This window comes from Paraburkholderia monticola (assembly GCF_001580545.1).
Lineage (GTDB): Bacteria > Pseudomonadota > Gammaproteobacteria > Burkholderiales > Burkholderiaceae > Paraburkholderia > Paraburkholderia monticola.
In genome coordinates, this window is record NZ_LRBG01000012.1 from 295,049 (window position 1) to 318,368 (window position 23,320).

The window sequence follows — 23,320 nt, forward strand, 5'->3', positions numbered from 1 at the left end:
GTTGCAATGACTGCCACTATGTCGACTACTTCAACTGGTACGCCGGATCCATCAGCAAGGCTTCGAGGTACGCACTCGCGGTGGAATCGGTGGCGATCGCATCGACCGGCGTGAACGGCAGCACCGCGTGCTGCAACTGCAATTCGATCGACAGCCCCGGCTTCGCGGCCGGCGAAGTGTTGTAGTGCGCAAGCCAGTTCGCGATGTCAAAGCGTACGCCACCCTGGCCCGTGCGCGCCATGACGCGCTGCAGCGGCGGGCTCGTCCGACTCGCGGCGAGTGCCGGCGCCGCGCCGCTCGCCACGCGCTTCGCGGCCTCCGCGCTGGCCGCGCCGTTCATGCGCGGCGCCCCCGCACCCTCGGTCGCGCGAAACAGCTGCTCGACGAACTGCTTGCGCGCGAGCAGCGTCGAGCTGTTGATCCACGACGCGCCGCCCGGCCATCCTTTGACGTTCGGCGGATAGAACAGGTTCTGGCCTAGCGCGCGAATCTGCGCGGCGAACGGCGCGGTGTCGTCGTAGCCGACATCGAATGCGCGCAGCGCGCCGATCACGAACTCGACCGGCGACTTCACCAGCACGCCGCGGTTGTCGTCGCTCCAGAATGCATCGCTGAGAAAGAGTCCGTGCAGCGCCACCTTGATGTCATAGCCGCTCGCGCGAAACCGTGTGGCGATCGGCTCGATGCGCTCCGGGTCCGGCGTGTCGGAGATGAACTCGCGCCAAAGCTTCGTCGTGACGAACGTGGCGGTTTCGGGTCGGGCGAGCAGGATATCGAGCACCTGGTCGCCATCGAACGCGCCGGTTTGCCCTAGCACGGTCTTCTCGCCATCGTCATGCTGGTTGGCGCGCCACACGTAGACCTGCGTGTCGGGATCGAGACTCCAGCCGGTGTAGGCGCGCGCGGCCTCGGCGACGTCGCGCTGCGTGTAATGTCCCTCGCCGAGCGTGAACAGCTCCATCACCTCGCGCGCGAAATTTTCGTTGGGCTTGCCTTTGCGATTGCTCGCACCGTCGAGGTACAGCAGCATCGCCGGATCTTTCGCGACGTCGTGCAATAGCTCGCCGAGGTTGCCGAGCGCGTGCTGCCGCAACAGCAGATTTTGCCGCGCCATCAACTGGGGGTACTGGACCTTGTCCTGCCCCGAGGTGAAGTGGCTGTGCCAGAAAAGCGTCATGCGTTCGGTGAGCGGCGAAGCTGTGTTCAGCATCTCGCGCACCCACCAGGCACGTAATAGTTCGTAACGCGCTCCGAGCAGCTTTTGTTGCTCGCGACGCTGGTCCGGCGTCCATGCGTTGCGCTCGGCGCGCGTCGGAATCGCATCGAACAGCCACTCGGGAGGCGGCGTGATGGCTTCGCCGCGCGCGCTCGCGAGTATTTTGTCGACCGCCTGAGCGCGCGTGAGTCCCGCATATTGCAACAGCTCCGCGTTATCGGGCGCGAAGCCGATGCGGGTCAGCAAGAAGCGCGCGTCGTCGATGTCGAGCAGGGTTGGGTCGCCGTCTGTCGCGAGCGACGACGCGCGATGCCCACTGTGCAGCTCACCATTCACATGCTGAAGAAGCTTCATCGTCGCTGATCCGTTTGGCGTGACATTGCGCACCGAGGCACGCACCTGCGCAAACATGCGCCGGTGCTGGCGACTCAACGGAACAGCGGATCAGAACGTTGACGCAGCAGATGCAACAGGATTTTTCAGGCGAAGATGCGCGTGCAACAGAGACCGACGCGGGAGTCAGAAAAGAGAAAGTGACCGCGCGCACTGCGCTGCGCACGCAATGAGGAGACTAACGCTTGTACAACTCGCGCACGGCGTCTTCGATATGCTGGCGCAATAACCGACGCTCTTCGGGCGTCATATGTCCGTCGCGGCGACGTTGATCGAGATCGGGGGGAACCGCGGTACGCAAGATCACGTCAGAGGCAGGGTGATCGATGCTCGGGTTATGGTGATTGGCTCTGCCACTGCTAGAGTGGGGCGCATGGTCGCTCGCCGCTCTATCCGCGGACGGCTGCGCATGGGCGAGCGTCGGGCTCAGCGTGCCTGCGAGCGTACTGGCTACCGCCAGTGCAATCACGCTCAGGCGCACATTTGGCCAAACCCCTCCCTTCATGTTGTTCCCTTCGTGGCGCGGCAACCGGCTACCTCAGATGCGTATACAAACCCCGGTAACGGCCGGGTACGAAAGTTTTTGTCGAGTGAAGTATCCACCGAACAGCCGCATTCAGTAAAGGAGTCTAAACGCGCATACTTTACGTCGTGCCACACCGCGGGTAAATTTTGTAACCGACTGTAACCCCGGAAATGGTGTAACCGCGCACCACTTTCTAATCGCGCTAAGATGCCGACCATGGAAACCAAAAACCCTTCGAAAATCCTCGTCGTCGACGACGATCCACGCCTGCGCGATCTTTTGCGCCGCTACCTCGGCGAGCAGGGCTTCAACGTCTACGTCGCCGAAAATGCGCCGTCAATGAACAAGCTCTGGGTGCGCGAGCGTTTCGATCTGCTCGTGCTCGATCTGATGCTGCCCGGCGAGGACGGCCTGTCGATCTGCCGGCGTCTGCGCGGCAGCAACGATCGCACGCCGATCATCATGCTGACGGCCAAGGGTGAGGACGTCGATCGCATCGTTGGTCTGGAGATGGGCGCCGACGACTATCTGCCCAAGCCGTTCAATCCGCGCGAACTGGTCGCGCGCATTCACGCGGTGCTGCGTCGTCAGTCGCCGTCCGAATTGCCGGGCGCGCCGTCCGAGACCACCGAGGTATTCGAGTTCGGCGAGTTCGCGCTGAATCTCGCCACCCGCACGCTGACCAAGGCCGGCCAGGAAATTCCGCTCACCACCGGCGAGTTCTCGGTGCTCAAGGTGTTCGCGCGCCATCCGCGTCAGCCGCTGTCGCGCGAAAAGCTGATGGAGCTTGCACGCGGCCGCGAATACGAAGTCTTCGACCGCAGCCTCGACGTGCAGATCTCGCGTCTGCGCAAGCTGATCGAACCCGATCCGGGCAGCCCGCGCTTCATTCAGACCGTGTGGGGCCTCGGCTACGTGTTCATCCCCGACGGTGCAGCCTGAGTTTGTGCTCCAGCTCCATGTCGACCAGAGTTGGCCCTTCAGGGCTGACTCCGGTCCCATGCAAAATAGCTTCCGTCTTTGACTTCACATAAGAAGGGCCCATGCGGATCGACCGGCGCCTCCTGACGCTCGCGTTCGGCGGCCTTTTCTGGCGAACGTTTCTGCTGATCGCGCTGTTGATCGCAGTGAGTCTCGCCGCGTGGTTCCAGAGCTTTCGCGTGATCGAGCGGGAGCCGCGCGCGCAGCGCGTGGCGCTGCAACTCGTCGCGATCGTCAAGCTCACGCGCACCGCACTCCTCTATTCCGATCCCGACCTGCGGCGCGCGCTGCTGCAGGATCTGGAGAGCAATGAAGGGGTGCGCGTGTACCCGCGCGAAGCCACCGACAAATACAAACTCCAGCCCGACGAATCGCTGAATCGCCTGATCGAGCACGACATCCGCGGCCGTCTCGGCGACGACACCGTGATCGCGCAGAGCGTGAACGACATCAACGGCGTGTGGATCAGCTTCAAGATCGACGACGACGATTATTGGGTCGCGCTCGACCGCGATCAGCTCGACAACGCGACCGGGCTGCAATGGGCCGGCTGGGGGGTGTTCGCGCTCGCGCTGTCCCTATTCGGCGCGGCGTTCATCACGAGCCTGGTGAACCGGCCATTCGCGCGTCTCGCTATGGCCGCGCGCCGGGTCGGCTCGGGCCAGTCACCCGAGCCGCTACCCGAGCGCGGCATGGGCGTCGCCGCCGAAACCAACCGAAGCTTCAACCAGATGGTGCGCGACCTCGAACAGCTCGAGGCCGACCGCGCGCTGATGCTCGCGGGCATCTCGCACGATCTGCGCACGCCGCTCGCGCGGCTGCGGCTCGAAACCGAAATGAGCCCGTCCGACCAGTCCACCAAGGACGCGATGGTCGACGACATCGAGCAGATGGACATGATCATCGGCCGCTTCCTCGACTACGCGCGTCCGGTGCAGCGCGTGCCGGAGCCGGTCGACCTCTCGGTGATCGCGGGCGAACTCGCCGCGCGCATGCAAAGCGAGGACAGCATGCGGCTGATCACGCGGCTCGCTCCCTCCGCGGTGATCGAAGCCGATGAGACCGACATGCGACGCGTGGTCGGCAATCTGCTCGAAAACGCGCGCAAGTACGGGGGTAGCGAAGGCGACGGCGTGCCGCACGTGATTCTCGAAACGCGCGTGTCGCATTCGCGCGTCGAACTCTCGGTGGTCGACGAAGGCCCCGGCATTCCCGAAGATCAGCTCGCGCTCGTCACGCGGCCGTTCTATCGTGTGAATTCGGCGCGCACCCAGGCCAATGGCACGGGCCTCGGCATGGCGATCGTGCAGCGGCTCGTCGCGCGTTATCGTGGTGCGCTGCGTCTGCGCAACCGCTCGCCGGGACCTGGGCTCGAAGTGACGATCGAGTTTCCGCTCGCCAAAGGCGCGTGAACCGACGACGCCCGGCGCGAGGCACGGCCGTCATACGAGCCATGCCGTTGTTGCGACTTCCGAAGGAGCGCTTGCATGAAAACCGTTGGCGACAAACTCGAAGCGTTCACCGTCATCGCCGCGAGGCCGGGCTTCAACCATCCCGAGGAACACGGCGTCTCGGCGTTCGAATACATTACCGACCAGTCGTTTCCGCGCAAGTGGAAAATCATCTACTTCTATCCGAAGGATTTTTCGCTGATCTGCCCGACGGAAATCGTCGAGTTCAGCAGACTGGTCAAGGAATTCGAGGACCGGGAGGCGGTGCTGCTCGGCGGCAGCGTCGACAATGAATACGTGAAGCTCGCGTGGCGCCGCGAGAACAAGGAGCTCGACCGGCTCAACCACTACTCGTTCGGCGACGTGAAAGGCGAGCTGATCGACCAGCTCGGTGTGCGCGACAAGGAAGCGGGCGTCGCGCTGCGCGCGACCTATATCATCGATCCGGACAACACGATCCAGCATGTGTCGGTCAACAATCTGTACGTGGGCCGCAATCCCGAAGAAGTGCTGCGCATCCTCGACGGCCTGCAAACGGAAGAGCTGTGTCCAGCCAATCGGGCGATCGGCGGTGCGACGCTGTAAGCGCGACCGTCAATCACCCCAGGAAAACACCCAGAACCCGCTCAACCCTTGACCAGCAACACCGCGGCCTGGGCCTCGATGCCCTCGCCGCGGCCGAGATAGCCGAGCTTCTCGTTCGTCTTCGCCTTGACGTTCACGCGCTCGATCGGCAGACCGAGGTCCGCCGCGATATTCGCGCGCATACCTTCGATATGAGGCGCGAGCTTCGGCGCCTGCGCGATCACGCTGCTATCGACGTTGCCGATTGCAAACCCCGCCGCCTTCACGCGCGCCACGCATTCGCGCAGCAGCACGCGGCTGTCCGCGCCGGCGAACTTCGCGTCGGTATCGGAGAAGTGCCGGCCGATGTCGCCCAACGCGGCCGCGCCGAACAGCGCGTCGGTGATCGCGTGCAGCAGCACGTCCGCGTCCGAGTGACCGAGCAGCCCGCGCTCGTACGGAATCGTCACGCCACCGATGATCAACGCGCGTCCCGGCACCAGCGCATGCACGTCGTAGCCTTGCCCAATTCTGAAATCCATGTGCGTCACGTCCTCAAGTGCAGAAGCGCTTAGCGCTTCTTTAAAGCCTTCCAAATCGTTTGAATGTCCGACGGACCGGCGTCACGAACCGGCAGCGCGGCTCAGAATCGCCTCGGCCAGATCGAAATCTTCCGGATACGTGACCTTGAAGTTGCGCAGGCTGCCCTGCACGAGCTTCGGGGCATGCCCGGACCATTCGATCGCGCTCGCCTCGTCGGTCAGATCGTGGCCGTCGGCCTGGGCGCGCAGGATCGCCTCGCGCAGCATGCCGATGCGGAACATCTGCGGCGTCTGCGCCTGCCACAAGCCGTCGCGCGGCTCGGTGCGGGCAATCCGGCCATCGGCCGAGGCGCGGTCGATCCGCTTCAAGGTATCGGCCACCGGCAACGCCATGATGCCGCCGACCGCATCGTCCTTCAGCGATCCGACCAAGGTGCGGATCAGCGCCGGCGTGATGCCGGGGCGCGCGGCGTCGTGCACGAGCACCCAGTCGTCGTCGCGGGCGCCGAATTCGGCGAGCGCATGCAGTCCATTGAGCACCGACGCCTGGCGCGACGCGCCGCCCACGCGCCGCACCGCGTAGCGCAGATTGCCGAAGCGGCGCGCGTCGAAGTGCTGGTCGTCGGGCGCGATCACGACGAGCGTCTGCGCGAATTCGCTGCAGGCGTCGAACGCGGCGAGCGAGTAATGCAGCATATCGCGACCGGCGACAGTGCGGTATTGCTTGGGCATCGCGGCACCGGAACGGCTGCCGGTGCCTGCGCACGGAATCAGGGCAAAGAGACGGGAAGTCACGAGTGCGGATGCCGCCAGGTCAAAGTAAAGGACGGATTTTATAATAGGTCCTTCGCATCCACGCCCGTAGACGCGTAAACTTGGCCGTCGCGTGAGCCCCGAGCCGCTTTTTCTCCTTTATGCCAGACATCGCCGCATCCTCGCAGTCCTCCTCGCCCGTCGCGCTCGTCAAGGCCGGCCAGCGTTTCGCCTTCGACGGCACGCGCGGTTCGTCCGACGCGCTGCTGATCGCCCGCTACCATCTTGCGTATCGCGAGAAGATGCCGCTGCTGGCGGTGGTCTGCGAAAGCGCGGTCGACGCGCAGCGGCTGTCGCAGGAAATCGGCTTCTTCGCACCCGAGGCGCGCGTGCGTCTGCTGCCCGACTGGGAGACGCTGCCTTACGACACCTTTTCGCCGCACCAGGATCTCGTGTCCGAGCGTCTCGCGACGCTGCACGATCTCGGCGAAGGCCGCTGCGACATCCTGCTGGTGCCGGCCACGACGGCCTTGTACCGGATGCCGCCCGCGTCGTTTCTGGCCGCCTACACGTTCTCGTTCTCGCAAGGCGAGCGGCTCGACGAGGCGAAGCTGAAGGCGCAGCTGACGCTCGCCGGCTACGAGCACGTGAGCCAGGTGGTGCGTCCCGGCGAATACTGCGTGCGCGGCTCGCTGCTCGATCTGTTCCCGATGGGCTCCCCGTTGCCTTACCGGATCGACCTGTTCGACGACCAGGTCGACTCGATTCGCGCGTTCGACCCCGACACGCAGCGCAGCCTCTATCCGGTCAAGGACGTGCGCCTCCTGCCTGGCCGCGAATTCCCGTTCGACGAAGCCGCGCGCACCGCATTCCGCAGCCGCTGGCGCGAGACTTTCGAGGGCGATCCGAGCCGCGCGTCGATCTATAAGGACATCGGCAACGGCGTGCCGTCGGCGGGCATCGAATACTATCTGCCGCTGTTCTTCGAGGAGACGGCCACCCTCTTCCACTATCTGCCCGAGGGCTCGCAGCTCGCCTTCGTTGGCGATCTGGACGCGGCGATCCGGCGCTTCACCAACGACACGAAGCAGCGCTTCAACTTCCTGTCGCACGACCGCGACCGGCCGATTCTCGAACCGCAGAAGCTGTTCCTGTCGGATCAGGACTTCTTCACGTTCGCTAAACCGTTCGCGCGGCTCGCGCTGCCGGCCAACACCGACGGCGCCTGGTCGCTGGCGCTGCCGAATCTCGCGATCGACCGTCACGCCGACGATCCCGTCTCGGCCTTGCGCGCGTATCTGAGCACGACGCCGAACCGGGTGCTGTTCGCCGCCGAATCGGCGGGCCGCCGCGAGACGCTGCTGCAACTGCTCGCCGACAACCACCTGAAGCCCGCCTCGGCCGACAGCTTCGCCAGCTGGCTCAAGAGCGACGCGCCTTTCTCGCTCGGCGTCGCGCCGCTCGCGAACGGCTTCGCGTTGCCGGGCGACGGCATCGCGATCATCACCGAAACCGAGCTGTACGGGCCGCTCGCGCGCCGCGCGGGACGGCGCCGCCAGGAACAGGCGAGCAACGTCGATTCGATGGTGCGCGATCTGTCCGAGCTGAAGGTGGGCGACCCGGTCGTGCATTCGCAGCACGGCATCGGCCGCTACATGGGTCTCGTGACGATGGACCTCGGCGAAGGCGAGACCGAGTTCCTGCACCTCGAATATGCGGGCGAGAGCAAGCTCTACGTGCCGGTCGCGCAACTGCATGTCATTTCGCGCTATAGCGGCGCCGATCCCGACAGCGCCCCGTTGCACTCGCTCGGTTCGGGCCAGTGGGAAAAGGCCAAGCGCAAGGCCGCGCAACAGATTCGCGACACCGCCGCCGAGCTGCTCAATCTGTACGCGCGCCGTGCCGCGCGCGAGGGCCATGCGTTCGCGCTCGAACCGAAGGACTATGTGAAGTTCGCCGAGAGCTTCGGCTTCGAGGAAACCCCGGACCAGGCCGCCGCGATCGCGGCCGTGATCGGCGACATGACGAGCGGCAAGCCGATGGACCGCCTCGTGTGCGGCGACGTCGGTTTCGGCAAGACCGAGGTCGCGCTGCGGGCGGCGTTCATCGCGGTGATGGGTGGCAAGCAGGTCGCGCTGCTGTCGCCGACCACGCTGCTGGCCGAACAGCACACGCAAACCTTCAGCGACCGTTTCTCCGACTGGCCGGTGCGCATCGCCGAGCTGTCGCGCTTCAAGTCGACCAAGGAGGTGGGCGCGGCGATCCAGCAGATCAACGATGGCTCGGTCGACATCGTGATCGGCACGCACAAGCTGCTGTCGTCGGATGTGCAGTTCAAGCAGCTCGGGCTCGTCATAATCGACGAAGAGCACCGTTTCGGCGTGCGCCAGAAGGAGGCGCTCAAGGCGCTGCGCGCCGAAGTCGACGTGCTGACGCTGACCGCGACGCCGATCCCGCGCACGCTCGGCATGGCGCTCGAAGGTCTGCGCGATTTCTCGGTGATCGCGACCGCGCCGCAGAAGCGCCTCGCGATCAAGACCTTCGTGCGGCGCGAGGAAGATGGCGTGATTCGCGAGGCGATGCTGCGCGAGCTGAAGCGCGGCGGCCAGGTCTACTTCCTGCACAACGAAGTCGAGACGATCGAGAACCGCCGGCAGATGCTCGAGGAGCTCGTGCCCGAAGCGCGCATCGCGGTCGCGCATGGACAGATGCACGAGCGCGAACTCGAGCGCGTGATGCGCGATTTCGTGGCGCAGCGCGCGAACGTGCTGCTGTGCACGACGATCATCGAAACCGGCATCGACGTGCCGAGCGCGAACACGATCCTGATCCACCGATCCGACAAGTTCGGTCTCGCGCAATTGCATCAGCTGCGTGGCCGGGTCGGACGCTCGCATCACCAGGCGTACTCGTATCTGCTCGTGCACGATCCGCAAGGGCTCACCAAACAGGCGCAACGGCGGCTCGAAGCGATCCAGCAGATGGAGGAGCTCGGCTCGGGCTTCTATCTCGCGATGCACGACCTCGAGATTCGCGGCACCGGCGAGGTGCTCGGCGACAAGCAGTCGGGCGAGATCCAGGAGATCGGCTTCCAGCTCTATACCGACATGCTCAACGACGCGGTGAAGGCGCTCAAGAACGGCAAGGAGCCGGACCTCACCGCGCCGCTCGCCGCGACCACCGAGATCAACCTGCATACGCCGGCGATCCTGCCGTCGGATTATTGCGGCGACGTGCAGGAGCGTCTGTCGCTCTACAAGCGGCTCGCGAACTGCGAACACAACGATTCGATCGACGGCATTCAGGAAGAGCTGATCGACCGCTTCGGCAAGCTGCCGCCGCAGGCGCATGCGCTGGTGGAGACGCATCGTCTGCGGCTCGCCGCGAAGCCGCTCGGCATCTCGAAGATCGATGCGGGCGAAGCCGTGATCGGCCTGCAGTTCATCCCCAATCCGCCGGTCGACGCGATGCGGATCATCGAGATGGTGCAGAAGCACAAGCACATCAAGCTCGCGGGCCAGGACAAGCTGCGAATCGAAACGCGCAGCCCCGATTTCGCCGTGCGCGTCGCGACCGTCAAGGAGACCTTGCGCGCGCTCGGCTCGCCCAGCCGCGGCACGGCGGCCGCGGCGGCGCGCTGAACGCAAAGGCTTGCGGAAACTGCAGAAAACGGGGGGATGTCCCCCGTTTTTCGTATCGATGCTGCGCTGCGCCAAGGCGCTGCCGGCTGACGGAAGTCCTTACGAAAATGCAATTTGGGATATGATCGATAGACTCAAATGCTGGAGTCATGTCATGTCTCACGTCGCTGAAACAGCGCAATCGTCGCAGTCATCCGCCTCCCCTGCTTCTTCCGCATCGCCGGTATCGCTCCCCTGGGTCACCCGTCTCGTGTCGATGGACACGGTGAGCCGCAATCCGAATCTCGGCCTGATCGAAACGGTGCGCGACGAACTGCGCGCGCTCGGCATCGACGCGACCCTCACGCACGGCAAGGGCGGCCAATGGGCGAACCTGTTCGCGACGCTTCCCGCGCACGATGGCGAAACGAACGGCGGCGTGGTGCTGTCGGGCCACACGGACGTCGTGCCGGTGGACGGCCAGCAATGGGACAGCGATCCGTTCAAGCCCGAGGTTCGCGGCGACAAGCTGTACGGGCGCGGCACCTGCGACATGAAGGGCTTCATCGGCGCGGCGCTCGCGCTCGTGCCGGATATGCAGCGCGTGAAGCTCGCGAAGCCGATCCACTTCGCGCTGTCGTACGACGAGGAAGTCGGCTGCGTCGGCGCGCCGCTCCTGATCGCCGATCTGATGAAGCGCGGCGTGAAGCCGGACGGCTGCATCGTCGGCGAGCCGACCAGCATGCGCCCGATCATCGCGCACAAGGGCATCAATGCGTATCAGTGCTGCGTGCGCGGCCAGGCCGCGCATTCGTCGCTGACGCCGAATGGCTTGAACGCGATCGAATACGCGGCGCGCCTGATCTGCTACATCCGCGACATGGCCGACCAGTTCCGCGAGCAAGGCCCGTTCGACGAACTGTACGACGTGCCGTTCAGCACCGCGCAGACCAGCACGATCGCGGGCGGCAACGCGATCAACACGGTGCCGGCCGAGTGCCAGTTCCAGTTCGAATTCCGCAATCTGCCGACGCTCGATCCCGAGCAGATCTTCGCCCGCATCGATAGTTACGCGCGCGAAACGCTGCTGCCGAAAATGCTGCGCGAGCATCCGTCGGCCGCGATCGAGATCACAAAGATCGCCGCGGCGCCCGGACTCGATTCGTCTGAGCAGGCCGCGATCACGCAGCTCGTGCGCGCCTTGACGGCCGATCAGGACAAGCGCAAGGTCGCCTACGGCACCGAGGCGGGCCTGTTTTCGAACGCGGGGATCCCGAGCATCGTCTGCGGCCCCGGCGACATCCAGCAGGCGCACAAGGCGAACGAATTCGTCGAGCTCGGGCAGCTCGTCGCGTGCGAGCGCTTTTTGCGCAAGTTCATCCACAGCATGTCGGTCGAGGCCGCCTAGCCTGTTTCGTTGCGGCGGCGCGCAGCCGCACTGAACCTGCGCGTCGCGCAACCGGTCTCAACGATATCGACGACTCCGGAGTTCTCGCCATGTCCAGCGCCATGCCGCAGCACACGGATCACACGATCGACGGCGAGCCGATCCCCTCGCTCGACGACATCGCCGCACAGCATTTTGCGTTGATGCCATGGGTCGCGCGCACGCCGGTGTTCGACCGGCCCGACTTCGCGTCGCTCAGCGGCACCGTCGTCAATTTCAAGTTCGAGCTGCTGCAGGTGGGGGGCAGCTTCAAGGCACGCGGCGCGTTCACGAACCTGCTCGCGCTCGACGACGTGCAAAAGAGCGCGGGCGTCACCTGCGTGTCGGGCGGCAATCACGCGGTGGCGGTCGCCTATGCGGCGATGCGGCTCGGAATCAGCGCGAAAGTCGTGCTGTTCAGCGCGGCGAATCCCGCGCGCGTCGCGCTGTGCCGCGAGTACGGCGCCGACATCGTCTATGCGGAAGATCTCGCCGAAGCGTTCGAACTGGTGCGCCGCGTCGAGGCCGAGGAAGGCCGCTATTTCGTGCATCCGTTCAACGGCTATCGCACGGTGCTCGGCTCGGCGACGCTCGGCTACGAATGGGCGACGCAAACGCCGGACCTCGAAGCAGTGATCGTGCCGATCGGCGGTGGCGGACTCGCGGCCGGGGTCTCCACCGCGCTGCGGCTCGCCAATCCGAACGTGCACGTGTACGGCGTCGAACCCGAAGGCTCGGATGCGATGAGTAAGAGTTTTGCCGCCAACCATACGGTCAGAATGGGCCATATGCACAGCATCGCCGATTCGCTGATGTCGCCGCATACCGAGCAATACAGCTACGAGTTGTGCCGCCGCCATATCGATCGGCTCGTGACGGTGTCCGACGACCAGTTGCGCGAGGCGATGCTGATCCTGTTCGGCCAGTTGAAGCTCGCGGTCGAGCCGGCTTGCGCGGCCGCCACCGCCGCGCTGCTCGGACCTTTGCGCGAGCCGTTGCAGGGCAAACGCGTGGGCGTGCTGCTGTGCGGCACCAATACCGACCCAGTCAGTTTTGCCGCGCACCTGGAGCGCGCGCGTCATAGCGAGTCACAGTTTCCTCATTAGCCACGCGCGGCACATACACGTGTTGCGTTGCGGCTAAAGCACTAGCCTATCTGTTTCAGATTGGTATTATTCCGCTATTCATATCTGGGGAGGTGCTTGTATGAGCATGATCAAGGAATTCAAAGAATTTGCTCTCAAAGGCAATGTGATGGATCTGGCGGTCGGTGTGATTATCGGCGGCGCGTTTTCCACCATTGTCAATTCCGTGGTTAAAGACCTGATCATGCCGGTTGTCGGGCTCGCTACCGGCGGGCTCGATTTCTCCAATATGTTCATTCGCCTCGGCCATATTCCGGCGACTTACAAAGGCAGCCCGGAATCGTATAAAGACCTGCAGACGGCGGGCGTGGCGGTAATCGGCTACGGTTCGTTCATTACCGTGTTGATCAACTTCATCATTCTCGCGTTCATCATTTTCCTGATGGTCAAGTTCATCAACAATCTGCGCAAGGAACCGGAAGCCGCGCCGGCGGAGCCGCCGCCCACGCCCGAAGACGTGCTGCTGCTGCGCGAGATCCGCGATACGCTGAAGAACCAGCAGCGCTAATTGTCAAATATCGCTTCGGTTCAACGACCTGAGCCAGTGAAATAAAAAGGCCTGTTGCGATCGACGTCGCAACAGGCCTTTGTGTTTTCCGCCCTACTTTCAGCGCCGCGGATTATCGAGCCTTACAGTCCCTTTCGCGCCTTCGCTTGGGCCGCGCTGTCGATCATCGATTCGAGCTGGCCGAAATTGATCGGCTTCGTCAGATGCGACGTGAAGCCCGCGCTCAGACAACGTCGCACGTCCTCGTCGGTGCCGAAGCCGGTCAGCGCGACGGCCGGCACGTCCGAATGCTCGCGAAACGCCTTGATGAAATCGAGGCCAGTGCCATCGGGCAAACCGACGTCGCTGACGACCAGATCGAATGTCTGCAATTGCGTCGCCGCGAACGCATCGCCGATGCGCCCGACCACCGTCACGTCATGACCGAGGCCGCGCATCAACTGCGCCAACACGTCGGCGGTATCGATGTGATCTTCGATCAGCAGCACCGTCAGCGAACTCGCCGGCTGCGCCGCGCTCGGGGCAATGACCGGCGGCGCGGCGGCCGGTGCGGCCGCCGTGGGCAGCGTGATCGTGAAGGTCGCGCCGCAATGCGGACCGGGGCTGTACGCGGTCACGATGCCGCCGTGCATGTCGGTCAAGGCCTTCGTGATCGCGAGACCCAGACCGAGGCCGCCAAACTGCCGCGTCATGCTCTGGTCGCCCTGCTCGAACGCGTTGAACAGCTTGTCGATCTGGTCCGGCTCGATGCCGATGCCGGTGTCTTCGACCGAGATCTGCACTTGCATGCGCTCGTCGCGCGTACGCACATAGATATGGCCGCCGTCCGGCGTGAACTTCGCGGCGTTGCGAATCAGGTTCCACAGCATCTGTTGCAGGCGCGCGCGATCGGCCAGCACGTAGTGATGCGTCGCGCGCTTCTCGACGTGCACGTCCTGCTGCTTGACCTGAATCTCGCTGCGAAAGAGTTCGAGCACGCTGTCGATCACCTCGTGCACATCGACGGTCTCGAGCGACAGCCGCAGCTTGCCGTTCGCCACGCGCGTCAGATCGAGCAGATCGTCGATCAGCCGCGCCTCCAGCTCGACGTTGCGGCGGATCATACGCACGCTCGCGCGCGCCTGCTCGGGCAGATCGTGGAACATCTCGAGCACGCTCGCGCCCGCGAGCACCGGGGTGAGCGGCGTGCGCAATTCGTGCGACAGCATCGCGAGAAAACGGTCTTTCGCGCGATTCGCTTCTTCGGCGGCCTGGCGCGCGGCCTGCTCGGACGCGAGCAGCCGCTCGCGCTCCTCGATCGCCTCGCGCTGCGCGTGGATGTCGGTACAGGTGCCGAACCATTTGCTGACGTTACCCTCGGCGTCGCGCATCGCGACCACGCGCAGGTCGAACCAGCGGTACTCGCCGTCGTGGCGGCGGATCCGCACGTCATGCCGATAGTCGTCGCCGCGGCTCGCAACCGCCTTCAGCCAGCTGCGGCGGACCGGTTCGCGATCGTCGGGATGCACCGCGTCGAGCCACGCGAGACCGTGCGAGGCCTGCTCGGGCAAGCCGGTGTAGTCGTACCACTGCTTCGAGAGGAAGTCGCAATCGCCGGCGGCGTCGCAAGTCAGCACCAGATGCGGCAGCGCCTCCGACAGCGTGCGGTAATGCAGCTCGCGATCGCGCAGCAAGAGCGCTTCGTCGGACGCGCGTTGTAGTCGTTCCTGCGACAGCACGCGCTCCACCGCCTCCGGCAGATAGTCGAGATAGTCGCCGGACTTCGGCACCACGTCGGATACGCCCGCGCGCAGCGCTTCGATCACGCGGGATTCGTCGGTGAAACCGGTCACGAGGATCGCCGGAACGCGCACGCCCTCCGCGCGCAGTCGCCGGAAGAAATCGAGTCCGGTCTCCGGACCGCTCAACTGATAGTCGAGCACGAGCAGGTCGGGGCCGCCGCTCACGAGGCGCTCGCGGGCCGTCTCGATGCGCGAGCAGATCGCCACCCGGCAGCCGGCGCGTTCGAGCGATTTGCGCGCGAGTCGCAGAATGCCTTCGTCGTCATCGACGACGAGCACATACGCGGCGTGCGGTGTGGACACTTCTTCGGTCATGCAGGAGTTCTCTGGCTGGGTTCGGTGCTTATGGTGTCATGAACGGCTTTCGGACAGCTTCAGCGCGGCGCGAGCCGATGCCCCGGCGGCAGCTTGACCACTTGGAGGAAAAAGCCGAGCCGGCGCACGGCCTCGATGAACGCATCGTATTCGACCGGCTTGCAGATATAGACGTTGCAGCCGAGTTCGTAGCAGCGTGAAATTTCGCGCGGGTCGTCGGTGGTGGTCAGCACGATCACCGGCACCGCCGCGGTCTCGGGCGCTTCCTTCAGACGCCGCAACACCTCGAAGCCGTCGACGCGCGGCATCTTCAGATCGAGCAGCACGACGAAATTCGCGAGATTCTCGCGCGGCGGATACGGATGGCCGTCGGCGTCGGTCAACGGTTCCCGCGGCGCCGGGCCGAAGAAATAGTCGAGCGCCTGCTGGCCGTCGCGAAAGCGCACGAAACCGTTCGATATACCGGCGCGGCGCAGATTACGCTCGACGAGCGTCGCGTGGCCGTCGTCGTCTTCGATCAGAACGATGCTGACCGTTTGCGCGTGATTCATGGCTCTCCGTCCTAACGATTCGTGATCCATGCGCCCCGCGCATGGCCGCGCCGATACTCGCGCAGGCTCGTGCCGCGCTCAGAGCCGCACCGGCGTCTCGGGCAGCACGACGAAAAAGGTCGACCCCGCGCCTTCGGCCGACTCGACCCAGACGCGCCCGCCGTGCCGCTCGACCGTGCGGCGCACCACCGCGAGACCGATCCCCTCGCCACTCGCGACATCGACATGCAGACGCTGGAACGCGCGAAACACCTTCGACAGATACGGCGCCGGAATACCGAGCCCATTATCGCGGACGTAGTAGGTGCGCATCCGAACCGCGCGCGGCTCGCTTTCGTCGACGGGTTCGGGCTCCAGCGCGCCGACCTCGATGCGCCCGGCGCGGGCCGGATCGAGAAAAGTCAGCGCATTGCCGATCAGGCTGCTGAAGATCTGCTCGACCGCCGCGGGGTCGCCCCAGGCGGGCGGCAGCTCGCGCACCGTGACGCTCGCCGCGCGCTGGTCGATCGTGCGTTGCAGCGCATCGACGACCCGCGCCACCGCGCGACCGACGCTGACCCGCTGCCACTGGTATTCGAGCCGTCCCGCGCGCGAGATCCGCAGCAGCGCGTCGATGATCGCCGCCGCGCGCGCGACCGCGGCGCGCAAATAGTGGAGCGACTCGCGCACGTCGCCATCGAGGATCTGCGTCATGCGCCGCGCTTCGTTCTCGGGCAGGCGAGCCTCGCCGACGATGCCGTCGAGCTCGTCGCACGACACGTGCAGCTCCTTCGAAAACCCCTGCAGATTGACGAGCGGCGAGCGCAAATCGTGGGACACGCTGTAGATGAACATCTCGTTGTCCTGCGTTTCCTGGCGCAATTCCTCATTGACGGCCGCCAGTTCGCGCGCGCGGATTTCGAGTTCCGTCTTCAGGGTCTCCTGCTCCGCCTCCGCCTCGCGCAGACGCGCATCGGTCTGATGCAGCACCGTGTCGAGTTCGGCGATTTCGTCGCTGCCGGACAACGGCGCCGCGAGCGGCCGCCCGCTACCCAGCCGCTCGGCGTTATCGGTCAGTACTTCGAGGCGTTGGCCGATGCCGCGCGTGAACACGAACGCGGTGACCGCCCAGATCAGCATCGAGCCGAACACGGCGGCGATCAGCGCACGCTGCTGAAGCTCGCGCCGTTCCGCGAGCGCGGTCGAGCGCTCGACGTCGAGCTCCGCCGCCGCCTCGCCGAACTGGGCCAGCTCGTCGCGGAACACCTCGATCTGCTGCGGCAACGCGCCGGTTTCGAGCGCGATATAGGGGTGCAGACTGCGCCCCTCGTGCAACGCCTGGGAGATCGCGACGCTTTCTTCGCGATATGCGTCGATCGCGCGCCGCATCGTGCGAACGCGCTCGGCCTGGGCGGGCGTCGCGGCGACGAGCGCATCGAGCTTGGCGAGCCGGTCGTTCAGGTCGACCCACACCGCGTGACGGTCGATCAAAGACGCGTCGCCCGTCACCATGGCCGTGCGCACGCGCGCGGCCTGACGCAGCAGCGGGTCGACGATGGCCGACGACTGATAGAGGACCTGCTTGCTGTTGTCCACCCACTGCGCGGCCTGCGCGGTCTGCTCCTGGGTATCGAAGACGAACCCGAGCAGCGCGAGCTCGACCACGCTCGGTACAGCGATCAGCAGCAGACCTTTGGTGAATAGTTTCATGGTTCCGTTAGGGCGTTCAGGCTGTGATTCAGGCTGTCACTCGAACGGCGAGGCTCGCGCACCCCCGTCGCGCCCGGTGAGACGGGCGTGGCGCGGCCGGACGGGCCATTATCGACGTGAATTCGAGATATTTCAACGGCGCGCCAGCAAGCGCTCGACCACACAAAAATGACTTTTTTATTGGGATGGGATGTTTTTTCGGCGCCGGCTGCGTCTATGATGGAGACAAGGTGTGCTGGGATGCGAATGCGCGCGGCGAGGCGGTTCGGCATGATTCGTGCGGGAGGCGGTGGGGCGATGCGGTCGCGTCGAATCATCGTGAATCCAGCCTTGTCGTATGCTATAAAAGATCGACGTGCGGCGCGCGAAAGCCGGGAGTGGTCGCATGAGGACGCAGCGTTTCTTGCAATTCTTTTTCAGGCGAATTTTTATGTCCTTCCCGAAAAAGCGTAGACGCGCGAAGGTGGACGGCGACGAGTCGTTCCTCGCGGTTCTGCGGCATTTCAAGCCGTTCAGTCAGCTCGACACCAAAATTGCCCGCGCCCGCGCGCAGGACGAACCCGTGCTCTATGCACACGTGCTGCCCGGACTCGACGTGCTGCTATGCAGTGTGCGCGGCGCGCAGCCACCCTACCCGGCCCCGGCCGAATTGCGGCGGCGCTGCATCGAATCTATTACCAATGCGCTGGAGCAGCCACTCGACGGTCTCGAGAACGGAGGCTACTGGTACGAGGCGGATGGCTTTGGCTTCCTCGTATTCGCGAGCCGTGCGCGCGGCAAGATTCTGACGGAGTTCGGCGCGACGCGAATCGGTACCCGCCGCGGCGTGCGTCGCCAGGATGCTGCCGGCGATGCAACACCGCGCTCACTCCGATAGGCTGAGCCTGATCAGACGCCCTGAAGTTCAGGGCTACTGAGCTTCATTGAAACCCCGCCGTGACGGCAACCGCGCGCGCTTGAGCGCGCGGCATCATGCCATCCATTCGCCCATCGCATCTTCGACGTTGACGCGCCCGCGCGCGGACGGCACGCTGAACAGCCACGGAAAGTTCACGCACAGGCCACCGCCTACGCTCCAGCTCACCCAGCCAGCAGGCCATCCCGACAGCATCAGCTACCCTTGTATTCGGCCGCGCTCGCCGGCGACAGCGTCGCGGGCTTGCGATCCGCGCCGGTCGGCGACGACGCGCCGCCCGAGGACTTATTGAGCGGCACACCGTCGAGCGAGAGCGGCGCCTTCGACTGTTGTTTCACGCCCGGCGGCGGCGCCGTCGGTGCCTGCCGGACCTGCGCGAGCAATTCGGCGCACGGTAGCGGCTTGTTGTTGCTCGGCGCGAGCAGTGGGATCAGCGCCGCGAACGGATTGATCAAGCCGAGGCCGACCACCGCGCCGCCACGCAGCGCGAGCGCGGCCGCATTGACGCCGACGTGCGGATTCTTGAACGTGCCCTTCACGTACAGCGGCGAGCGTAGCGAAAACACCCGGAAGCCCTTCGTATGCGGATGCACGCCGAGGTCCAGGGTCTCGTCGCGCAGATTGATGTGGCCGTCGATGTTGATGACCGCGTCGTCGGTATCGAGCGCGAACACGCGCGGTTCGAGCACGCCATCGGTCGCGACGAAGTCCGCGGCCGCGCAATTGATCTTCACGTCGCGATTGCCGAACAGCTTTTCATAGACGACGTTCGCGACGTTGAGCCCCGCCGCTTCCATCAGCAGACGGCTGACGGTGCCGTCGGTCACGAGCGCCTTCAGCTCGCCATTCGATGTCGCCGCGAGCGCCGCCGGCGAATTGCCGGTCGCGGAGAGCGACGCATCACCGTTGATCTCGCCGAGCGCGTTCTGCATCGTCTTGAAGTTCGGGAACAACTGCTTGAGCTTCAGATGCCGCGCCGACATCGCGAAGCGCCCCTTCAGCGGCGCCCCGCTGCCATCGAGATGGATGTCCGACGCGAGCGAGCCACCCGCGACGCCGAACTTCAGCGGCACGAGCGACAGCACGCCGTCGGTCATCACGACGTGTGTGTAGAGATCCGTGATCGGCAGGTTCGAGTTCTTGACGATGCGCCGGCCGGTGAACTTGACGTCCGCGTCGATCGCCTTCCAGCGGTCGGTGCGGAATTCCTCGACCGGCAGCACGCGATCGCTCGGCTGGCGGGTCGTGTCGCCGCGTTGCGCCTTGCTCGCGTTCGAATCGGCGCCGATCACCGGCGCGAGATCCGAGAACTGCAGCACGTGCGATTCGAGCGCCCCCTGCAGCAGCGGACGAGGCTCGCGCGCCGTATAGGTCAAGGAACCGTTCAGATCGCTGCCGCCGACCCGGCCAGTAAAGTTTTCGTAAGTGAACACGCTGCCGCTCGGCTTGAACTGACCGATCAGATGGCCCTCGGTCGCGTACGGCGGGGTCTCGGGCAAGGTCACGCCCGTCAGCGAATACAGGCGCGCCAGGCTGTTGCCCTGCAGCCAGAGACGCAGATCGAGCGCCGCGAGATGCGTCGGATCGGTGATCGTGCCGACGAAGGCGATATGCAGGTCGCCGCCTTTGACGTCGGCCTGCACCGGGAACGGCCGGGTCGCGTCCTGCAACGCGAGCACGCCGCCGAGCTTGCCGCTGCCCGACACCGGCGTGCGGTTATACGTGCCTTTGACGGTCCACGCGATCGCATAGGTCGGCGACGCGCGCGACGGGGCAGGCGCCGCGGCGCCGCTCGTCGCGAGCGCGCCGGAACTGGCGGTAGCGGCTGACGTTGCGGCCGTCCCCGATGCTGCCGACGCCTGCTCGGCGGCCGCCGCTTCGGACGCCGCTTTCGCCTCCGAGGCCGCCTGCGCCTCGACCTGGGCGGCGAGCTTGCTCGCGCCCGCACGACCGACTGCCTGCGCCGACGCGCTGCGCGAGGCCGCCTCCTGCTGCTTCAGCGCGTCGCCGATGGGAATCGGCTGCCCGAGCGTATCGACGACCATCTGCATCTCGACCTTCTTCTGCTGATCTGACAGCGAGATATTGCCCTTGGCGAACGCGATATCGTGCAGATCGAGCTTCCATTCCGACGGCCCGCTCGACGACGCCAGCTTGAAGGTCCAGTTATCGCGCCCGTCGGCCAGACGCTCGAGATCGACGGACGGGTTCACGAGGTTGACCGCCGGAATCACGATGTCATGCGCGAGCAGCGGCAACACCTCGACCTCGAAGTCGATTTCGTCGAGCGTCGCGAACTGCGGCTGTTTGGCCCAGTCGGGATTGCCGATCGTGATGTTGGCCGCCGAGAAGCGCGGCCAGGGCACCCAGCCGCGCCAGCCGGTCTCGCCGACCGGATGACCCCAGCCGACCTTCAGGTCGCCGTTGATCGCGAACGGCCGGCCGATCGCCTGGCTGACCTTGTCGTCGATGTAAGGCCGCGCGCGGTTCCAGTCGAAGGCCAGGATGAAGATGACGAGCGCGATGATCAGAATCACGAGCGTCGCCAGCAGCCATGCAAAGTTTTTTCCGATCCGTCGTCCGATGCTGCTCGACCCTGCCATTGAAAAGCTCCACGTGTTGTTCTACGTCGTGCAGCGCGCAGCACTTATCGTGCCCGGCGCGCTGTTGCGTGTTGTTGCGCTTCGTCGTTTTATCATGGCGCACGCTTTGCCGACAGACCGCCGCATTGACGCGAGCGCGCCGGCATCGAAAAATCATGGCCGGTAAAGTCCTGTCGCCGGCATCTCCTCCCCACGACCATTCAACCATGACCGATGTTCCCTTCGTCCTCGCCGACGGCATCTCGCGGCGCGATGCGCAGCGTGGCCAGACGCTGCTGCAGCCGACCACCTTCGCGCTGCGCGCCGGTGAGCGCGTCGCGATCACCGGACCGTCCGGCTCCGGCAAGAGCGTGTTTCTGCGCGCGCTCGCGCTGCTCGATCCGCTCGATGCGGGGCGCATCCTGTGGCATGGCGCGCCGGTCGAGCGCACGGCGATTCCACGCTACCGGCGCAACGTCGCGTATATCCGGCAGCGGCCCGCGCTGATCGACGGCAGCGTCGAGGACAATCTGCGCTATCCGTTCGAGCTGCGCGCGTATCGCGACGTACGCTTCGATCGCGCGCGCGCGGCTCGGCTTGCCGTGCAGGCCGGCCGTGGCGAGGACTTTCTCGGCAAGCGCGCGAGCGAGCTGTCGGGCGGCGAAGCGCAGATCGCCGCGCTGATTCGCGTGCTGCAACTCGCGCCCGAAGTGCTGTTGCTCGACGAGCCGACCGCATCGCTCGACCCGGCCTCCTCGCGTGCGATCGAAGCGCTCGTCGAGGCGTGGTTCGATGCCGCGCCGGGCGCTCATGCGTCGATGTGGGTGTCGCACGATCTGGAGCAGGCGGCACGCATGAGCGAGCGCCATCTGACGATGCACGCCGGCGTGCTCGCCGAAGCAAGCGCACCGCACGGCGACACGCAGCCGCGCGTGACGGCGGACCTGCCTCGGGAGCCGCGCCAATGAGCCTGCAAAATCTGAGCTTGTGGGACGTCGCGATCGCGACGCTGCTGATCGTCGTCAATGGTGCCGTCTCGGTCGCGCTAAAGCTCGATCTCGAGCGCAAGCTCGCATGGGCGGCGGTGCGCACTGTCGTCCAGCTGCTCGCGATCGGCTATGTGCTCGGCTGGGTGTTCAGTTTCGACCGCTGGTACGTCGTGCTGCCGCTGATGATCCTGATGACGCTGATCGCGGGTTTCGCCGGCGCGCAGCGCGGCAGCCGCACCTATGCTGGACAGCGCGCCGACAGCGTGCTGTCGATCTGGGTCAGTTCGTGGCTCGTGGCCGCGGTGGGACTGTTCGTCGTGATCCGCATTCACCCGTGGTACGAGCCGCAGTATGCGATTCCGATTCTCGGCATGATCCTCGGCAACACGCTGACCGGGGTGTCGCTTGGCATCGAGCGGATGACCGAGGAGCTGACCGCGCGGCGCGACCGCGTCGAGATGGCGCTCGCGCTCGGCGCGACGCGCTGGGAAGCCGCGCAGGCGCCGGCGCGCCAGGCGGTGCGCGCGGGCATGATGCCCACCTTGAACCAGATGGCGGTGGTCGGCGTCGTGAGCTTGCCGGGCATGATGACGGGTCAGGTGCTGGCCGGGCAGTCGCCCTTGCAGGCGGTGCGCTATCAGATCGTCATCATGTTTCTGATCGCGGCGGCGTCTGCGCTCGGCACCGTGGGCGCGGTGCTGCTCACGTACCGGCGGCTCTTTTCGGCCGGGCATCAGTTCTTGCCGGCGCGACTGATCGAGCGTGAGGTCAATAAAGGCTGACGCGCGTCCGACCGCTCAGCGCTTCGCGGTCACCGCCACCTCGGTGCCGTCGCTCAGCGTCAGCGTTTTCGTCGTGCCATTGACTGGCATCGTGAAACGCACGATCTGACTCACGCGCACATCGTTCGGACACTTGAGCGTCTTGCCGCCGCTCGTCACGGTTTTCACGCCATGCGGCGTCTGCGCCTGGAAGCTCAGCTGAACGGTCGCGGTGCCATTGCTCGACACCACCGGCGCGAAGCGGATCTGCGTCTGACGGATCATTGCGCCATTCTCGTCGACCGGCAGCGCCCCGTAGTCCGGGCACGCGTCGGTGCCGGGGACCGGGCCGCCTGGCGGCACGGTCTTCCACGTGAAGTCGTCCGATTCGCCGGAGCGGATCGTGCGGGTTTCCTGGGAATTGCCGAACTGTTTCGACGTGACGCGAACGGTGTAGCGGATCGGGCCGTCGAGTGCGGCCTGGTTGGTCACCGTGATCGGCGTGGCTGCGCGCGCTACCGGCACGAGCGCGCAGGCGAGAGAAGCGACAACGGAAACGGCGGAGAGTTTGAAGCTGATGCTCATACTGTCACCTCGTTGTTGTGCCGCTG

At 65.3% G+C, this 23,320-nt stretch carries 21 protein-coding genes; 11 read left to right on the forward strand and 10 right to left on the reverse strand.

The window, feature by feature from the left end; genetic code table 11:
* Positions 1-25: 25 nt before the first annotated feature.
* Both CI15_RS15960 and CI15_RS37700 read right to left on the reverse strand, forming a co-directional pair.
* Entirely contained in the window at positions 26-1,570 is a 1,545-nt protein-coding gene (locus CI15_RS15960; RefSeq protein WP_082814222.1) for a DUF1800 domain-containing protein, read from the reverse strand.
* A gap of 217 nt (positions 1,571-1,787) precedes the next feature.
* Complete coding sequence (locus CI15_RS37700; RefSeq protein ID WP_075643708.1) at positions 1,788-2,114, reverse strand: hypothetical protein; 327 nt, start codon at positions 2,112-2,114, stop codon at positions 1,788-1,790.
* 228 nt (positions 2,115-2,342) lie between these two features.
* On the opposite strand from CI15_RS37700, the gene ompR reads away from it, so the two are divergent.
* From ompR to CI15_RS15975, 3 genes are all read left to right on the forward strand, one after another.
* Positions 2,343-3,077, forward strand: coding sequence for an osmolarity response regulator transcription factor OmpR (gene ompR, locus CI15_RS15965; RefSeq protein ID WP_006048917.1), 735 nt, complete (start codon positions 2,343-2,345; stop codon positions 3,075-3,077).
* Positions 3,078-3,178: 101 nt separating this feature from the next.
* Complete coding sequence (locus CI15_RS15970; protein WP_062129289.1) at positions 3,179-4,528, forward strand: ATP-binding protein; 1,350 nt, start codon at positions 3,179-3,181, stop codon at positions 4,526-4,528.
* Between the two features lie 75 nt (positions 4,529-4,603).
* Positions 4,604-5,152 carry a peroxiredoxin gene (locus CI15_RS15975; protein ID WP_062129290.1) on the forward strand — a complete coding sequence of 183 codons (549 nt, stop codon included), beginning with the start codon at positions 4,604-4,606 and terminating at the stop codon, positions 5,150-5,152.
* Positions 5,153-5,193: 41 nt separating this feature from the next.
* Here the strand turns inward: CI15_RS15975 and ispF are convergent, their stop codons facing one another.
* A complete protein-coding gene (gene ispF, locus CI15_RS15980) occupies positions 5,194-5,673 on the reverse strand; it encodes a 2-C-methyl-D-erythritol 2,4-cyclodiphosphate synthase (protein ID WP_013089391.1) in 480 nt (159 codons plus the stop codon).
* Between the two features lie 81 nt (positions 5,674-5,754).
* Positions 5,755-6,468, reverse strand: coding sequence for a 2-C-methyl-D-erythritol 4-phosphate cytidylyltransferase (gene ispD / locus CI15_RS15985; protein WP_062129291.1), 714 nt, complete (start codon positions 6,466-6,468; stop codon positions 5,755-5,757).
* A 119-nt stretch (positions 6,469-6,587) separates the two neighbouring features.
* Here ispD and mfd point away from each other — a divergent pair, with 119 nt between their 5' ends.
* From mfd to mscL, 4 genes are all read left to right on the forward strand, one after another.
* Entirely contained in the window at positions 6,588-10,067 is a 3,480-nt protein-coding gene (gene mfd / locus CI15_RS15990) for a transcription-repair coupling factor (protein ID WP_062129292.1), read from the forward strand.
* A 154-nt stretch (positions 10,068-10,221) separates the two neighbouring features.
* Positions 10,222-11,454 (forward strand): acetylornithine deacetylase, encoded by a 1,233-nt coding sequence (argE, locus tag CI15_RS15995; RefSeq protein WP_062129293.1) that lies wholly within the window; start codon positions 10,222-10,224, stop codon positions 11,452-11,454.
* An 89-nt stretch (positions 11,455-11,543) separates the two neighbouring features.
* Entirely contained in the window at positions 11,544-12,578 is a 1,035-nt protein-coding gene (locus CI15_RS16000; protein ID WP_062129294.1) for a threonine/serine dehydratase family protein, read from the forward strand.
* 100 nt (positions 12,579-12,678) lie between these two features.
* Positions 12,679-13,125: a large conductance mechanosensitive channel protein MscL gene (gene mscL / locus CI15_RS16005; protein ID WP_062129295.1), complete on the forward strand. Its 447-nt coding sequence runs from the start codon at positions 12,679-12,681 to the stop codon at positions 13,123-13,125.
* A 122-nt stretch (positions 13,126-13,247) separates the two neighbouring features.
* Here mscL and CI15_RS16010 read toward each other — a convergent pair whose 3' ends face one another.
* The 4 genes from CI15_RS16010 to CI15_RS36525 form a co-directional block, all read right to left on the reverse strand.
* Positions 13,248-15,221, reverse strand: a complete 1,974-nt coding sequence (locus CI15_RS16010) for a hybrid sensor histidine kinase/response regulator (RefSeq protein ID WP_062129296.1) — start codon at positions 15,219-15,221, stop codon at positions 13,248-13,250.
* A 59-nt stretch (positions 15,222-15,280) separates the two neighbouring features.
* The gene (locus CI15_RS16015; RefSeq protein ID WP_062129297.1) at positions 15,281-15,772 is read right to left on the reverse strand and encodes a response regulator; all 492 of its coding nucleotides are present in this window, start codon (positions 15,770-15,772) and stop codon (positions 15,281-15,283) included.
* Positions 15,773-15,850: 78 nt separating this feature from the next.
* Positions 15,851-17,461 carry a sensor histidine kinase gene (locus CI15_RS16020; protein ID WP_062129298.1) on the reverse strand — a complete coding sequence of 537 codons (1,611 nt, stop codon included), beginning with the start codon at positions 17,459-17,461 and terminating at the stop codon, positions 15,851-15,853.
* The gene (locus tag CI15_RS36525) at positions 17,458-17,778 is read right to left on the reverse strand and encodes a hypothetical protein (RefSeq protein ID WP_153041120.1); all 321 of its coding nucleotides are present in this window, start codon (positions 17,776-17,778) and stop codon (positions 17,458-17,460) included. The genes CI15_RS16020 and CI15_RS36525 overlap by 4 nt, the downstream gene beginning before the upstream one ends.
* Before the next feature lie 68 nt (positions 17,779-17,846).
* On the opposite strand from CI15_RS36525, the gene CI15_RS16025 reads away from it, so the two are divergent.
* Positions 17,847-18,338: a hypothetical protein gene (locus CI15_RS16025; protein ID WP_008922707.1), complete on the forward strand. Its 492-nt coding sequence runs from the start codon at positions 17,847-17,849 to the stop codon at positions 18,336-18,338.
* A gap of 233 nt (positions 18,339-18,571) precedes the next feature.
* On the opposite strand, the gene CI15_RS16030 is transcribed toward CI15_RS16025, so the two are convergent.
* On the reverse strand, positions 18,572-20,980 hold the full coding sequence (locus tag CI15_RS16030) for an AsmA family protein (protein ID WP_062129299.1): 2,409 nt from the start codon (positions 20,978-20,980) through the stop codon (positions 18,572-18,574).
* Between CI15_RS16030 and CI15_RS36530 the strand changes: the two genes are divergently transcribed.
* From CI15_RS36530 to CI15_RS16040, 3 genes are read left to right on the forward strand one after another with little or no spacing between them, the layout of a single operon-like run.
* Complete coding sequence (locus CI15_RS36530) at positions 20,901-21,146, forward strand: hypothetical protein (RefSeq protein WP_162532569.1); 246 nt, start codon at positions 20,901-20,903, stop codon at positions 21,144-21,146. The genes CI15_RS16030 and CI15_RS36530 overlap by 80 nt on opposite strands.
* A gap of 40 nt (positions 21,147-21,186) precedes the next feature.
* Positions 21,187-21,927, forward strand: a complete 741-nt coding sequence (locus CI15_RS16035) for an ABC transporter ATP-binding protein (RefSeq protein ID WP_062129300.1) — start codon at positions 21,187-21,189, stop codon at positions 21,925-21,927.
* Complete coding sequence (locus CI15_RS16040; protein WP_062129301.1) at positions 21,924-22,730, forward strand: ABC transporter permease; 807 nt, start codon at positions 21,924-21,926, stop codon at positions 22,728-22,730. Before CI15_RS16035 ends, CI15_RS16040 begins: the two co-directional genes overlap by 4 nt.
* Positions 22,731-22,745: 15 nt before the next feature.
* Here the strand turns inward: CI15_RS16040 and CI15_RS16045 are convergent, their stop codons facing one another.
* The gene (locus tag CI15_RS16045; RefSeq protein WP_062129302.1) at positions 22,746-23,294 is read right to left on the reverse strand and encodes a DUF6013 family protein; all 549 of its coding nucleotides are present in this window, start codon (positions 23,292-23,294) and stop codon (positions 22,746-22,748) included.
* Positions 23,295-23,320 lie beyond the last annotated feature (26 nt).

What these genes read in the sequence shown, in the direction of transcription:
- CI15_RS16000 (WP_062129294.1), top strand. Translation starts at nt 11,544, where the DNA reads ATGTCCAGCGCCATGCCGCAGCACACGGATCACACGATCGACGGCGAG.
- CI15_RS36530 (WP_162532569.1), top strand. Translation starts at nt 20,901, where the DNA reads ATGATCAGAATCACGAGCGTCGCCAGCAGCCATGCAAAGTTTTTTCCG.
- CI15_RS37700 (WP_075643708.1), bottom strand. Translation starts at nt 2,114, where the DNA reads ATGAAGGGAGGGGTTTGGCCAAATGTGCGCCTGAGCGTGATTGCACTG.
- CI15_RS16020 (WP_062129298.1), bottom strand. Translation starts at nt 17,461, where the DNA reads ATGAAACTATTCACCAAAGGTCTGCTGCTGATCGCTGTACCGAGCGTG.
- CI15_RS16025 (WP_008922707.1), top strand. Translation starts at nt 17,847, where the DNA reads ATGAGGACGCAGCGTTTCTTGCAATTCTTTTTCAGGCGAATTTTTATG.
- CI15_RS16045 (WP_062129302.1), bottom strand. Translation starts at nt 23,294, where the DNA reads ATGAGCATCAGCTTCAAACTCTCCGCCGTTTCCGTTGTCGCTTCTCTC.
- ispF (WP_013089391.1), bottom strand. Translation starts at nt 5,673, where the DNA reads ATGGATTTCAGAATTGGGCAAGGCTACGACGTGCATGCGCTGGTGCCG.
- mfd (WP_062129292.1), top strand. Translation starts at nt 6,588, where the DNA reads ATGCCAGACATCGCCGCATCCTCGCAGTCCTCCTCGCCCGTCGCGCTC.
- CI15_RS16010 (WP_062129296.1), bottom strand. Translation starts at nt 15,221, where the DNA reads ATGACCGAAGAAGTGTCCACACCGCACGCCGCGTATGTGCTCGTCGTC.
- argE (WP_062129293.1), top strand. Translation starts at nt 10,222, where the DNA reads ATGTCTCACGTCGCTGAAACAGCGCAATCGTCGCAGTCATCCGCCTCC.
- CI15_RS16015 (WP_062129297.1), bottom strand. Translation starts at nt 15,772, where the DNA reads ATGAATCACGCGCAAACGGTCAGCATCGTTCTGATCGAAGACGACGAC.
- CI15_RS36525 (WP_153041120.1), bottom strand. Translation starts at nt 17,778, where the DNA reads ATGATTCGACGCGACCGCATCGCCCCACCGCCTCCCGCACGAATCATG.
- CI15_RS15960 (WP_082814222.1), bottom strand. Translation starts at nt 1,570, where the DNA reads ATGAAGCTTCTTCAGCATGTGAATGGTGAGCTGCACAGTGGGCATCGC.
- CI15_RS16040 (WP_062129301.1), top strand. Translation starts at nt 21,924, where the DNA reads ATGAGCCTGCAAAATCTGAGCTTGTGGGACGTCGCGATCGCGACGCTG.
- ompR (WP_006048917.1), top strand. Translation starts at nt 2,343, where the DNA reads ATGCCGACCATGGAAACCAAAAACCCTTCGAAAATCCTCGTCGTCGAC.
- CI15_RS16035 (WP_062129300.1), top strand. Translation starts at nt 21,187, where the DNA reads ATGACCGATGTTCCCTTCGTCCTCGCCGACGGCATCTCGCGGCGCGAT.
- CI15_RS15975 (WP_062129290.1), top strand. Translation starts at nt 4,604, where the DNA reads ATGAAAACCGTTGGCGACAAACTCGAAGCGTTCACCGTCATCGCCGCG.
- CI15_RS15970 (WP_062129289.1), top strand. Translation starts at nt 3,179, where the DNA reads ATGCGGATCGACCGGCGCCTCCTGACGCTCGCGTTCGGCGGCCTTTTC.
- CI15_RS16030 (WP_062129299.1), bottom strand. Translation starts at nt 20,980, where the DNA reads ATGGCAGGGTCGAGCAGCATCGGACGACGGATCGGAAAAAACTTTGCA.
- mscL (WP_062129295.1), top strand. Translation starts at nt 12,679, where the DNA reads ATGAGCATGATCAAGGAATTCAAAGAATTTGCTCTCAAAGGCAATGTG.